This window comes from Acinetobacter kyonggiensis (assembly GCF_900107285.1).
Lineage (GTDB): Bacteria > Pseudomonadota > Gammaproteobacteria > Pseudomonadales > Moraxellaceae > Acinetobacter > Acinetobacter kyonggiensis.
This window is the reverse complement of record NZ_FNPK01000028.1, coordinates 1-14,260: the sequence shown is the minus strand read 5'-3', so window position 1 is coordinate 14,260 and position 14,260 is coordinate 1. Positions and strand designations below refer to the sequence as shown.

At 42.6% G+C, this 14,260-nt stretch carries 8 protein-coding genes and 3 pseudogenes; 6 read left to right on the top strand and 5 right to left on the bottom strand.

The features are described 5' to 3' along the window. Window positions 1-142 precede the first annotated feature (142 nt). A pseudogene (locus BLV99_RS15520) lies at window positions 143-523 on the top strand (sulfite exporter TauE/SafE family protein); the annotation flags it as partial. 16 nt (window positions 524-539) lie between these two features. Here BLV99_RS15520 and BLV99_RS15515 read toward each other — a convergent pair. The 5 genes and pseudogenes from BLV99_RS15515 to BLV99_RS15495 form a co-directional block, all read right to left on the bottom strand. Continuing rightward, entirely contained in the window at window positions 540-1,922 is a 1,383-nt protein-coding gene (locus BLV99_RS15515; RefSeq protein ID WP_092692347.1) for an IS200/IS605 family element transposase accessory protein TnpB, read from the bottom strand. 2 nt (window positions 1,923-1,924) lie between these two features. After that, window positions 1,925-2,335, bottom strand: a pseudogene (locus BLV99_RS15510) (IS607 family transposase); the annotation flags it as partial. A gap of 76 nt (window positions 2,336-2,411) precedes the next feature. Next, window positions 2,412-3,713: a solute carrier family 23 protein gene (locus BLV99_RS15505; protein WP_004649701.1), complete on the bottom strand. Its 1,302-nt coding sequence runs from the start codon at window positions 3,711-3,713 to the stop codon at window positions 2,412-2,414. A gap of 621 nt (window positions 3,714-4,334) precedes the next feature. Beyond that, complete coding sequence (gene ppc / locus BLV99_RS15500; RefSeq protein WP_092692345.1) at window positions 4,335-7,019, bottom strand: phosphoenolpyruvate carboxylase; 2,685 nt, start codon at window positions 7,017-7,019, stop codon at window positions 4,335-4,337. Window positions 7,020-7,178: 159 nt separating this feature from the next. After that, window positions 7,179-7,802: a TetR/AcrR family transcriptional regulator gene (locus BLV99_RS15495; protein ID WP_092692373.1), complete on the bottom strand. Its 624-nt coding sequence runs from the start codon at window positions 7,800-7,802 to the stop codon at window positions 7,179-7,181. Window positions 7,803-7,950: 148 nt separating this feature from the next. On the opposite strand from BLV99_RS15495, the gene BLV99_RS15490 reads away from it, so the two are divergent. The 5 genes and pseudogenes from BLV99_RS15490 to BLV99_RS18105 all read left to right on the top strand — a co-directional run. Beyond that, window positions 7,951-9,057 (top strand): efflux RND transporter periplasmic adaptor subunit, encoded by a 1,107-nt coding sequence (locus BLV99_RS15490; RefSeq protein WP_092692342.1) that lies wholly within the window; start codon window positions 7,951-7,953, stop codon window positions 9,055-9,057. Between the two features lie 20 nt (window positions 9,058-9,077). Next, entirely contained in the window at window positions 9,078-12,212 is a 3,135-nt protein-coding gene (locus tag BLV99_RS15485; protein WP_092692371.1) for an efflux RND transporter permease subunit, read from the top strand. A 133-nt stretch (window positions 12,213-12,345) separates the two neighbouring features. Then, window positions 12,346-12,723, top strand: coding sequence for a hypothetical protein (locus BLV99_RS15480; protein WP_092692369.1), 378 nt, complete (start codon window positions 12,346-12,348; stop codon window positions 12,721-12,723). A 106-nt stretch (window positions 12,724-12,829) separates the two neighbouring features. Continuing rightward, a complete protein-coding gene (gene dnaJ, locus BLV99_RS15475) occupies window positions 12,830-13,951 on the top strand; it encodes a molecular chaperone DnaJ (RefSeq protein WP_092692340.1) in 1,122 nt (373 codons plus the stop codon). A gap of 168 nt (window positions 13,952-14,119) precedes the next feature. Further along, a pseudogene (locus BLV99_RS18105) lies at window positions 14,120-14,260 on the top strand (RNA-guided endonuclease TnpB family protein); the annotation flags it as partial.

The window sequence follows — 14,260 nt, the reverse complement described above, 5'->3', positions numbered from 1 at the left end:
GCGTAAATTTTTTCACCATCAAAATACAGAAATATGGCGGATAGCCTCAAGCAAAGATTGAGGCTGCCTTCCAAAAACAATGATTTTCCTCTTAGCACGCTTCACCTAGCATAGCGTTCACAGTTTAAAGAGTACAGCGCATATGGTTGGGTTTGTAATTGGAGTATTTGCACTTGAAGGGATGATCAAAGGAGCCATTGGTTTGGGTTTACCTGCTGTTGCTATGGGCTTACTCACGCTGTTTATCAGTCCTTTTCAAGCTGCCACTTTACTGATCGTTCCTTCAATGGTCACCAATGTCTGGCAACTGTTTGCAGAAGGGCATGTTCTACGATTGGTTCGCCGTTTCTGGTCATTATTGATCGGTATTATTGTGGGTTCGATCTGGAGTGTATTTCCGACTTTAGGTCATGGTGAATTCCAAAGTGAAGCCTTGCTGGGAGGTATGCTCATACTATATGGTCTGTACGGTCTATTTGCTAAAAACATGCCCAATTTGGCACCCTATGAAAAATACTTATCTGTTCCTTAGTATGTAGTCAAACATAGTCAAGGACTAATTCGCACTCTGTTAATGTCTTGTTTCCAAGCTTGTAACTAGAGCCTAAGTCGGTCAGTTCCGACTTGTAGCGGTCAGTCCGTTCTTGCAATACACGCCTTACCTCACGGTAAGGTGTGTAACGACTTATCTCAGGGTCGTTTAATCTTGCAAGCACGTTTCTCGCAGCATTCCAGTCTGCTTGTACAACTTCCCCATTAGATCGGTAAAACTGATCTCCTTTACGTGTGCCGATTAAAAGCCCATGCAAAAAAGAATCACTTTGCGAAGTGTACGAAGCATTAACCAGATGCACCACAGAACCTCTACGGTGAGATATAGTTGTTAGGGCATCAGCTAATATGCCTTTTACCCATGTATTTAAGCGTCTATTGGTGTTTTTCCCATAGCTACGCTTGCTTTGAATTGGTGAGGTTAAGTCCTCTGCAACAATCAAGCCTGCCTTATCAATCAATTGATGTGTCGCTGTGTAGATCAATGTTTTTAATTTAGATCTCTGAGCATCTTGTCTCTTATCTAATTTCTTTCGACCTAAGTTAGACCGTTCAATTGCTTGGCGCTTATGTGGCTTTGCTTTGGAAATTGCTCTCAGCTTATTTCTTCTTTTGTATTTCTTGTTCAAGTAATCTGATTCACTCGAAATTAGTTTACCTAAACCTTTACCATACACATCAGTATCAGAATCCACAAAAGCTTCTGAATAACCTTTATCAACACCTACAGTTGCTTCGCCACAATCTTTAGTTTCAACCACATCATAAGTCGAATGAACTTCAACATTGCCATTTCTTAGAATAATCCTGAGAGTCCCTTGAGGTGCAAATTCCATAGTGGTGTTAAGTGGGATTTTAATGGTTTGCCGAGGGACTAAACTCGGCACTTTAAGCCAACACTGACCATTTAATTCAAAGGTCTTGCACATATCGGCACGAACGATAATCTGATTATGAGTATGGTTTACGCCATGTCTAAAATGTTTACGCATCTGGCGGTGAAGAAAATTATCTTCCATCCATGCATCTTTTTTTAACAGCGTATAAAGTCTTTTCAGTTCTGTTTCGCAATGGGTGCGTTTGCGAATAGCTTGTTTTACCTTTTCCTTTGCAGCTTCACGATAGGCTTTAATATCACCAATACAGTCACGTAAAGTTTCTTTCCAGGCATTGGCTGATACATTAAATTCACGACCTTCGTTCATCCAAGAGTCACGAATCGCTCTGTCACCCATATTTAGACCAGCAACAGCACCGTATTTACGCCAAACTTCACTGCGAACACGACCAAGCAAAGCAGCTTGCTTTTCAAGCTGCTTATACTTCTCTCGATTCAGGTTTTTGCAGTGATGAATGCGTGTCAATTTCACAATTATTGTTCCTTGGTCTGCACCAATTTTTTAACTTTGTCTTGGTATTTTCTTAATCCATAAAGGCGCGAAGAAAAACAATGAATAATTGCCAAGAGGTCTTGTGTAACTTCTTCTGCTGGGGAAAGGGATTCTTGATTCATGATAATTATTTTGCAGCTGTGTCTTTCTGCAAAAGACTCAAACCACTCAAAACCAAACCTCACAAGCCTGTCTTTGTGAGCAATGATCAACATTGAAACATTGCCCATTTCAATATCAAGGAAAAGCTTATTAAATTTCTTTCGATTGTAATTTAAGCCACTACCTATCTCCGATACCCATTCCGTGACAGCATAACCATTTGCAGTGCAGAAATTTTCCAAAGCAGTTATCTGGTTGGCTAAGTCAGGCTTTTGAGCCACACTAGACACTCCGACTTAGGCTCTAGTTACAAGCTTGGAAACAAGACACTTGACTATGTTTGACTACATATTAAGGAACAGGATGTCAAGATTTATCGGCCAAGCTAAAGAACCAGTTTAGAATGAGTGCTGCAAAAGTTGCCGTACCAATACCACCGAGGTTGAAGTTACCAAATTGCAGTGCAAAGTCACCCGTACCTAAAATAATGGTTACCGCAGCCACCATTAAGTTTTTGTTTTTTGAGAAATCGACTTTATTTTCAATCCAGATTTTCGCACCGGCAATGGTAATTAAACCGAAGACCACAATTGAAGCACCAGTTAAAATTGCGGTTGGAATGGTGTGAATCACCGCACCAAATTTTGGTGAAAGACCTAAGAAAATCGCGAAGACACCGGCAATCACAAAGACAATGGTGGAATACACACGGGTTACTGCCATGACACCAATATTTTCACCATAAGTCGTCATACCCGGCGCACCGACACCACCAGACAAGGTGGTTGCAATACCATCGGCCACAAAGGCTTTACCAATCTGTGGATCCAGATTTTCACCGGTCATGGCACTGACTGCTTTAATATGGCCTAAATTTTCAGCCACTAAAATTAATGCAATTGGCGCAATAATCAGCATGGCATTAAAATCAAATACAGGTGAATGGAAAGTGGGAACACCAAACCATGAGGCTTGTTGAATCGGGGTGAAATTAATCGCGCTACCATACCCCATGACATTTGCAACAATGTAATAGATCAAGTAAGCAAGCAATAGCCCAACCAATAATAACAGGCGCTGTAATAAACCTTTGCTGAATACGGCAATTGAACCCATACACAGTACAGTGACCAGTGACATCCACATATTAAAGTTATTACCAGCCACACCTTTAACCGTTACAGGTGCAAGGTTTAAACCGATAATCATGACCACTGCACCCGTAACTACTGGAGGCATGAGTTTTTCAATCCAGTTGGTGCCTGTTGCCATGACAATAAAACCAAAAATGGCATATAGCACACCACACGCCATGATGCCGCCAGCAGCTAAAGCAATATTGGCATTTGGTGCGCCTGTGCCTGAAGCTGCATAACCTGTGGCTGCAATCACTACGCCAATAAAGGCAAAACTGGAACCTAAATAACTCGGTACACGACCACCTGTAACCAAGAAAAACAGGATGGTACAAATCCCTGACATTAAAATGGCCAGATTTGGATCAAAACCCATCAAGAAAGGTGCAAGAACTGTTGCACCAAACATGGCAAAGGCATGCTGTATGCCCAATACAACACTTTGTGCAGGAGGAAGGTATTCATTTGTACCTACAGGACGGGCATCGATACTGCCTTCATATGGGCGCCAGTTGGGGAACCAATTGGACATAAAATGAGCACTCTAAAAACAAATTGAGCACATCATACTCTTGTTTTTGTAAGATTTAAGCTATGCCACTCTACTTTTATTAAAATTAATCTGCTGACTTTTTTAGTTATTTTACCAATTGGTAAATGTTTTTTTACTTAAAATTAAAGTTAAATCATGCAATTAATTTGGCTGACTTGCGTTGGAATAATGAATAATTTTTTTTATGATGTTTATCAAAAAAGATGATTTATTTTGCCAATTGCCGCTGAAAGATAAAAAGCACATCTAAAGATGTAATACTGATCAGTTAAGGGAGTTACAATTAACTTCTTAGCTTTTTAGTTATTCACGACGGAGTCTTATCGTTTTAAATCAAATTTTTGGAGCTCATTGGTTCTTTTGTTTAGCCAAAAGAACCAAAAGCATCTGTCATCCGCAAAACTCGTCAAATCCCTTTTATTGATCAATTCATCGCAGAAACCTTACTTTTTCAAAGTAGTCTTTCCTCGAACAGTTGCGGATGACGTTTCCGTGTATCGAATAACATCATGAACTTAAAAAATAAAATGCCAGTCAGTTTCTTAACTGACTGGCATTACATCCAAAGATGTGCTTTTTTGTATGATGAGCTTTGAAGGCTTAACCAGTATTACGTAATCCTGCTGCAATTCCAGCAATGCTGACCATGAGTGCGTGATCGACAGGAGTATGTTCTGCCTGACGTTCTGCCAAATAGCGACGACGACGTTTCATCAGTTCAGCTTGCAATAAATGTAGCGGTAGCAAATAAGGTTTGCGCACTTTCATGGATTGATCCAGTACATCATTGCTACTGAGCAGTTGCGATTCGCCTTTTAATGCCAATAAGGTTTGTACCGCATCTTTTAAGCGTTGACGCAGTTGTTCGCCCAATATTTTTAAATCTTCATCATCGGTTAAATGCGATTCGTAATATAAGGCAACATGACTATCGGCTTTAGACAACACCATTTCCAACATATCAATCAGGGTTTGGAAATAGGGCCATTGTTGTAACATTTCATCGAGCAAGGGTTTTTGCCCTTGATCAAGTACTTGATTAATCGCTGCACCTGTCCCGAGCCAAGCCGGAAGCATTAAGCGAATTTGTGTCCAAGCAAAAACCCAAGGAATGGCACGTAAGGATTCAATCCCACCGCTGACTTTACGTTTGGCAGGACGTGAACCTAGCGGTAACATTTGTAATTCAAGTTCAGGGGTGACGGTACGCAGGTATTTCACAAAATGTGGATTTTCACGTACGGTTTCACGATACACCTGTACAGATAAATCGGTCATGCGATGCATCAAGTCGCGCCATTCATCTTTAGGCACCGGTGGTGGCAGTAATGTGGCTTCCAAAGTCGCTGCGGTATAAATCTCTAAATTTTGCAGTGCAATGCCTTCAAGTCCAAACTTAAAGCGAATCATTTCGCCTTGTTCGGTAACACGAATCGCACCGGAAATAGACCCCGGCGGCTGGGAAAATAACGCCTGTTGAGTCGGTGCACCGCCGCGACTGATTGAACCACCGCGACCATGAAACAGGGTCAATTGCACCGCATGTTTTTGCGCTACAGCGGTAAGTTCTTCCTGTGCACGATATTGCGCCCAGTTGGCAGACATAAAGCCCGCGTCTTTGGCTGAGTCCGAGTAGCCAATCATGACTTCATGTTTACCTTGAATATGCTGTTTGTACCAATGCATATTGAACAAGGTGTTCATGGTGTCGGCTGCGCCATCTAAGTCTTTTAGGGTTTCAAACAAAGGCACGACGCGGAGCGGATGTTTAATGCCAGCTTCTTTTTGTAGCAATAATACCGCCAAAACATCACTTGGATATTCCGCCATGGAAATAATATAAGCCCCTAAACTTTCCTCAGGCTGTTCGGCCAAAGTGCGCATGGTGGCAAACACTTCTTGCACATCGGGATGTTCAATCAGGCTTTGTTTCGGTTCATTTAAATGCTTAGGCAGTAATGGACGTTTGCTTTGTAATTCTTGCAATAAGAAATTCTGGCGTGCTTGTTCGGTCCATGTTTCAAAATTGCCTAAACCTAAATATTCGGTAATGGCTGAAATCGCTTGGCGATGACGACCTGATTCCTGACGAATATCCAGTTTTAGCAGTTCAATGCCAAAACAATTGACCCGATGAATAAAATCGAGCAGTTTGCCATTGGCAATTTCAGGCAAGTTACTGGCAATCAGTGAACGGTAGCAGAGTAATAAAGGCTGTAATAATTCATCTTTGCTTTTGATGACCAAACTGTCATCGGCCTCAAGTCCTTGCAGTTTTTGCGCCAACCAGTAGTGCGTAGCTTTTAAGCGTTCGCGCGTATCACGTAAATACTCACGGTACGGCTCTGGATGTTTGTGTCCCAGTGCCTGTATCAGTTCATCGCTACAGTTCTGAATCGACAGTTCCCAACGTAAAGCTTCAATGTCACGTAAGTACAAATCCGCCGCTTTCCAGCGTGACAGCCAAAGCACTTCTTGGGTAATGTTATGCGTAACATTCGGGTTACCATCACGGTCACCGCCCATCCAAGAGGCAAACCGAATCGGTGCAATAGTCAAAGGTAAACGTTGACCGCAGTGGTCTTGCACCATTTCATCCAGTTCACGAATAAACTTGGGTACAGCATTCCACAGGGTTTGTTCTATGGTGGTGAAGCCCCATTTTGCTTCATCGACAGGCGTTGGACGATGTTGACGAATCTCATCGGTTTGCCATGCAGAACAAATCAGTTGTTTTAATTCTTCTAAGATTGCTTTACGTTCGCGCGGCGTGAGTTTTTGTTGATCCGCTTTAAACAGGCACTCATTAATGCCATCATATTTTTGAATTAAGGTACGACGGCTGACTTCAGTGGGATGCGCAGTGAGTACCAATTCAATGTTCAGTTCACAAATTTGCTGAAAGAGCGTATTTGATGAAATGTCATGGTCTTTGAATTTTTGGAACAGATGATCGAGTGGATTGGGTGACGGTGCATGTTCATCAAATTCACTTTTACGCCGACTGCGAACCACATTGTACTGTTCGGCAATATTGGCAAAATTCAAAAAATGGGTAAATGCACGTGTGAGCGGCAGAATTTCATCATCTTCTAAACTAAAGAACAGCTGTTCCAGTTGTTTTTCTGCTTCAACCTGACCATCCCGAGCGCCCTTCGACAGCGCACGAATTTGTTCGACCTGATTAAACAAATCTTGTCCTGCATGTTCCTTTAAGGTTTCCCCCAAAAGATTACCGAGTAAGCGCACATCTTCACGCAGTGGAGCATCAATTTGTTGAATCATTTTTCACTCTCCGATTCTTGTTATTTCGACTATATCGTGAAATGCCTACATTCCTACTAGGGGCAGACAAAAGTAGGTCATATTTTGCTGAATTAATCTGCGATCTACTGCAATGAGTATGCCTGAACCTGTGCTGCTGCGTTATTTAGAATCTTAATATTATCGTGTCATACTATATTTCATCAGAAATAGATCAATACTGGTGAAAATAATGTGCTGTTTTTCGTCTAGCGTAGGAACGGCACGAATACCCAGCAGGACTTCATGATGACGCATCCCGAGTAATAACGATAAAATCAGCAAAGTGAGGGTTTTTAAGTTTTCAGTGCGAATAAAACCGAGTGTAATCGCTTGCTGAAAAAAGTCTTCCCAGATTGCATTCATGCGAAGATGGGATGCATCGTAAAATTTCTGTGCCAGTGGATTTTGTTCAGCCGCCAGTTCCAGCAATAACAGTTCTAATTTAATCGCTTCAGGTAAATTGACAATATTCAGTGCTAATGCACAGAGCTGTGTAAATTCTTTTTTAAAATCACTGTCCGCAGATAATGTTACTGGGCGCGTGCTGATGGATTCTTCGCAGGTTTTTTCAATCGCACAGACAAATAAATTGGCTTTATCTTGAAAGTGATTGTAGATAGTCAGTTTAGTGACCCCTGCTTCTTGCGCAATTTGATTCATGCTCGAGCCATGATAACCACATTTTAAAAATACGCATTTTGCCACAGTTAAAATTTGCTGATGTTTCTCTAAGTCTTTCGGGCGACCGACATGTGTTTGCACAATTTTTTCCAAAAAAAATCAAGAAAGGTCATTGATTTGACCCTCAAGTTATAATTAATGTACCGCTGGGTATATTAATTAAAAAACAATCAATTTAAGATACTCCTTATTTTGCCTTAAAAATCATTTTTAAATAAGAGCGAACTTCATGAGCATAAGTAAGACCGTTGTTGCCAGCATGATCATCGTTTGCAGTGTGACCTTATGGGGATGCAGCAAGGATGTAGCCGAAACAGAATCCGTCCCATTTGTCATGGTGACTCAACCCAATAGTACCCATAACGAACAAAAAAGCTATGCCGGAGATGTACAAGCACGCCAACAAACCGCTTTAGCGTTTCGGGTGGGAGGGCAAATTGTTGAACGTTATGTCGATGTCGGTGATCAAGTCAAGGTTGGGCAAGTACTGGCAAAACTGGATGTTCAGGATGCACAACTACAACTTAATGCGGCGAATGCTCAACTGGAAAATGCTCAATCTGCGGCAAAAAATGCAGAAGATGAACTGAAACGCTTTAAGCAATTACTGCCTATTAATGCGGTCAGCCGCTCGCAATATGATGCTGTCGATAACCAATATAAAGCGGCGCTCTCAAACTTAAAACAGGCACAATCCAATTATGACGTCAGCCGTAACCAAACCGGTTATAACCAGCTGGTTGCCAATAAAAATGGCGTGATTACGGCACGTAATATTGAAGTCGGACAGGTGATTGCTGCGGGGCAAGCTGCTTATCAAGTGGCGATTGCTGGAGATCGTGACGTGGTGATTGGTGTGCCTGAACAAGCCATTGCAGAGATTAAAGTCGGTCAAACGGCATGGATTACTTTATGGTCAAAACCTGAAGATAAATTTGCAGCTTATGTGCGTGAAATTTCACCCGCAGCTGATCAATCGCGCACCTTTAGTGTCAAGGTGGCTTTACGTGAAGGCAATGCTGCCATTCAACTGGGGCAAAGTGCGCGCGTATTTTTTAATCAATTACACCAGAATGTTTTGAGCGTGCCATTATCAAGTGTTTCTGCCAATGGTCAACAAGCCTATGTTTGGGTGGTGAAATCAGACCAGAGCATTCATAAAGTACCAGTCAGTTTAGGCGCTTATGGGCATGATAGTGTGCCAGTATTATCGGGTTTAAATGCTACGGATTATGTGGTGATTGGTGGTGTGCATCTATTGCGTGAAAAACAAAAAATCCAGCCGATTGACCGTGAAAACCGTACTGTTAAAATTCAGGCAGGAGCGCCATCATGAAGCCAGATCACAAGGCAACCATGAACTATAACTTGTCGGAATGGGCACTGAAAAATAAAGGCTTAATTCTTTATTTTATGTTGCTGTTGGCAATCGTTGGAATCGTGTCTTATTCCAAGCTTGCACAAAGTGAAGACCCGCCTTTTACTTTTAAGGTGATGGTGATTCAAACCTATTGGCCGGGTGCAACAGCCAAAGAAGTGTCATTACAGGTCACTGACCGTATTGAAAAAGAACTCATGAGCACGGGCAATTATGAACGGATCATGGCGTATTCGCGTCCCGGTGAATCGATGGTGACTTTTGTTGCGAAAGATTCATTACGTTCGAGTCAAATTCCAGATGTGTGGTATCAAGTCAGGAAAAAAGTCGGCGATATCAAACAGCAACTCCCCAGTGGTGTACAAGGACCTTTCTTTAATGATGAGTTTGGCGATACTTTCGGTAATATCTATGTTTTAACAGGCAAAGATTTTGACTACGCGATATTAAAAGAATATGCCGACCGCTTACAGTTACAACTGCAACGGGTTAAAGATGTTGGTAAGGTCAATTTGGTGGGCTTGCAAGACCAAAAAATCTGGATTGAACTGTCTAATACCAAAGCCACGCAACTGGGTATTCCGGTGACGGAAATTCAACAAGTATTGCAACAACAAAATGCGGTGGCCAGTGCAGGGTTCTTTGAAACCGGCACAGACCGTATTCAAATGCGCGTCAGTGGTCAGTTGCAAAGTGTCGATGAACTGAAAAAAATGCCACTTTTGGTGGCAGGGAAAACCATTCAATTGGGCGATGTTGCTGAAGTCTATCGTGGCTTTAGTGAACCCGCGCAGCCGCGTATGCGTTTTATGGGTGAAAATGGCATTGGCATTGCCGTCTCCATGCGTAAAGGCGGAGACATTCTAGCGCTGGGTAAAAACTTAGAAACGGAATTTGCTCAGTTACAAAAATCGTTGCCCTTAGGTATGCAACTGAAAAAAGTGTCTGATCAGCCTGTGGCGGTAAAACGCAGCGTCAATGAATTCATGAAAGTCTTGGCCGAGGCAGTGATTATCGTGTTGCTGGTCAGCTTCTTCTCACTGGGTTTCCGTACCGGTTTAGTGGTAGCATTTTCCATTCCACTGGTGCTTGCCATGACCTTTGCAGGCATGCATCTATTCGATGTGGGGTTACATAAAATTTCATTGGGTGCGCTTATTTTAGCACTCGGTTTATTGGTGGATGACGCCATTATCGCCATTGAAATGATGGCGATTAAGATGGAGCAGGGCTATAGTCGTTTAGAGGCCGCCGGATTTACCTGGAAAACCACAGCTTTTCCAATGCTGACCGGAACCTTAATTACCGCAGCAGGCTTTTTGCCGATTGCCACCGCAGCATCGAGTACAGGTGAATACACGCGTTCTATTTTCCAAGTGGTGACCATTGCTCTAATTGTGTCATGGTTTGCCGCCGTTCTTTTTGTGCCGTATTTAGGTGACAAATTACTGCCTGATTTTAATCACTCGCCAGAAAAAGCACCGTGGCATCAGCGTTTATGGGCACGTCTACGCAAGCAACCTGAACCCAAACCTGTGTTGCAGCATGTGGGTGAACAGCATGATCCTTATCAAACCAAGTTCTATCAAACGTTTAGAGGATGGGTAAATACCTGTATTACTTACCGTAAAACAGTCATTGCGACCACCGTGGGTATTTTTGTGTTGTCGGTCTTGATGTTTAAAATGGTGCCGCAACAGTTCTTTCCAGCATCGAACCGTGCAGAAATTCTGGTCGATTTAAAGTTAGAAGAAGGCGCATCTTTAACTTCAACCGAAAATGCAGTGAAGAAGGTCGAAAAATTCTTGTCGACAAAGCATGGCATTGATAACTATGTGGCGTATGTCGGTACAGGTTCAACCCGTTTCTATTTACCGCTCGATCAACAATTGCCGCAGGCCAGTTTTGCCCAATTTGTGGTGTTGGCTTCATCTTTAGATGACCGTGATGAAATTCGCCAATCCTTAGATCAAGAAATTCGTAAATTACTGCCGGATGTTCGGACGCGCGTATCGTTATTAGAAAATGGTCCACCGGTGGGCTATCCATTGCAATACCGTGTTTCAGGTGAAGATTTGAATTTAGTCCGTCAATGGGCACACAAAGTTGCAGCCGTGATTGGTGATAATCCGAATACCAGCAACGTACATTTGGATTGGGGTGAGCCAAGCAAAATCATTCATTTAAATATTGATCAAGATCGTGCCCGTCAAATGGGGGTGTCGAGTCTGGATCTGGCAAACTTCCTCAATAGTTCAATTAGTGGCGCCACCATTAATCAATACCGTGAGAAGCGTGAATTGATTGAAATTCGTTTGCGTGGTGACCAAGCAGAACGGGTCGATGTTGGATCATTATCCAGCTTAGCCGTACCGACTGCCAATGGGGCTTCTGTACCGTTGGCGCAAATTGCTAAAATTGAATATAGCTTTGAAGATGGTTTGATTTGGCATCGTAACCGCTTACCGACCATTACGGTACGGGCGGATATTCGCAGCAAATTACAACCTGCGACCGTGGTTGGGGAACTGGCTGAAAAAATGGAGCAATTGCGTGCTGAATTGCCCAGTGGTTATTTGGTTGAAGTGGGCGGAACGGTTGAAGAGTCGGCACGTGGGCAAAGCTCTGTCAATGCCGGTATGCCCTTTTTCTTGGCCGTGGTGATGACGCTATTGATGATTCAGCTCAAGAGTATGTCACGCGCTATGATTGTGTTATTGACTGCCCCTTTAGGCTTAATTGGTGTGGTGCTGTTCTTGTTATTGTTCAATAAACCTTTTGGCTTTGTTGCGATGTTAGGAACGATTGCACTGTCGGGCATGATTATGCGCAATTCCTTAATTTTGATTGATCAGATTGAACAAGATATTCAAGCGGGGCATGATCCTTGGTCAGCCATTATTGATGCGACAGCACGACGTTGTCGCCCGATTGTGCTGACTGCATTGGCAGCAGTTTTGGCCATGATTCCGTTATCGCGCAGTATTTTCTTTGGTCCAATGGCCGTTGCGATTATGGGTGGATTGATTGTTGCGACCCTGTTGACGCTGTTCTTCTTACCTGCATTGTATGCACAATGCTTTAAAGTGAGAAAAAATACTGAGAGTCACTAAATTTGTGACAATAATGAGGTGCGAAATATTGAAAATTTCAATATAGTAGCACCTTATATTCTTATACATTTCTCTAAAGCAATTTACTGCAGATTAAAAAACTAAGCGTGTAGTAAATGGGGTTAAAATGCACATGAAGCAAGACAACTTAAGCCGACTTCGCCGTTCTATTGCGATTTCTTATGTCTTCATGTTTTTCGCTTTATTTACTGTGATTAGTGGTGTATTTGCATACTGGTATGCGCGTAAAATCACACAAGTAGACAATGTGGAAGTTTGGTTGCAAGCTCAAGCCTTGTGGGTCATGCGTAATATTGTGATTTATGCCATTTTGGTTTTTTTTGCTGCACTGTGGTTTATTCCACTCATTTTCTTTTATTGGAATAGCGCACTTTGGGTCACCGGTTGTACCGTTGCCGGTGTGGTATTCTCACTTATCGCCTTTTTGTTTTTGCTCAATGCGTGGCTGAAAGGTCTGTCTCGCTTTGTCAAAAATAAAGCTGTTTTCTAATCGAACTCAACTTTTTTACACTGTCCCCCTTGTAAAATTTGGATTGACCCCCAATTTCAGTCCACAGTTAAGTATTAATGAAATTCCGTGAGGAGCATCGCCAGACATGGCTAAACGTGATTATTATGAGGTTTTGGGCGTCGCTAAAACCGCTAGTGATGATGAAATTAAAAAAGCCTACCGTAAGTTGGCGATGAAATATCATCCAGATCGTAACCCAGACAACCCTGAAGCTGAAGATAAATTTAAAGAAGCTGCTGAAGCTTATGAAATTTTATCGGATGGTGAAAAACGCAGTATGTATGACCGTATGGGGCACAGTGCCTTTGAAGGTGGTATGGGCGGCGGCGGTGGCGGCTTTGGTGGTGGTGGTTTCAGCGCAGAAGATATTTTTAGCCAATTTGGCGATATCTTTGGTGGCGCTTTTGGTGGTGGCGGTGGACGTGGTCAACAACGCGCACGCCGTGGCTCGGACCTTCGCTATGTGATGGAACTGACCCTTGAAGAAGCGGTTAAGGGCGTGAAAAAAACCATTACCTTTACTGCACCAGCACCGTGTGATGCTTGTGATGGTAAAGGTTCAAAAAATCCTAAAGATGTGGAAACCTGTAAAACCTGTCATGGTGCGGGTCAAGTGCGTATGCAGCAGGGTTTCTTCTCTGTGCAGCAAACTTGTGGCAGCTGTCGTGGTCAGGGTACTATCATTAAGAACCCATGTACGAAATGTCATGGTTCAGGTGTGTCTGATCGTCAACAAACGCTTGAAGTGACGATTCCTTCTGGCGTAGACAATGGCGACCGCGTCCGCTTAACGGGCAAAGGCGAAGCCATTCGTGATGGCCAGTCTGGTGATTTGTACGTTGAAGTTGTCGTGCGTGAACACGAAATTTTCCAACGTGATGGCGCAGACCTCTATATGGACGTGCCAGTGAGCATTGCTGATGCTGCGTTGGGTAAAGAAATTGAAATTCCAACACTGGAAGGCCGCGTGAGTTTGAAAATTCCTGAGGGAACTCAAACTGGCAAAATGTTCCGCTTACGTGGTAAAGGGGTTAAACCTGTACGTACCAGTATGCAAGGTGATTTGCTCTGCCGAGTCGTGGTTGAAACACCAGTGAATTTAACCTCGCGTCAACGTGAGTTGTTAAAAGAATTGCAAGACACGATGGATGGTGATGACAATAAATCATCACCGAAGAAAAAATCATTCTTTGGTTTGTTTGATTAATTCAAATCATCAAGATGTAAAAAAGGGGAATATTCAATATTCCCCTTTTTTATCAAATGGAGCGTAAAACATTGGGGTTTAGCCCGAGGATATAAGCGACACGAGATGAAATGTCGTTTGATTTTTAAGAATCAACACTTTTAGTTTAACATAAGCTAATATAAGCCGATGAAAACACTTAAGTTACGCATAAAAGACAAACATTGCAAGGTGCTAGACCAATTAGCATCTGAGGTGAATTTTGTCTGGAATTATGTCAATGATTTGTGTTTCAAACATCTACAACGCAAAGGGCAATTCTTTTCAGCT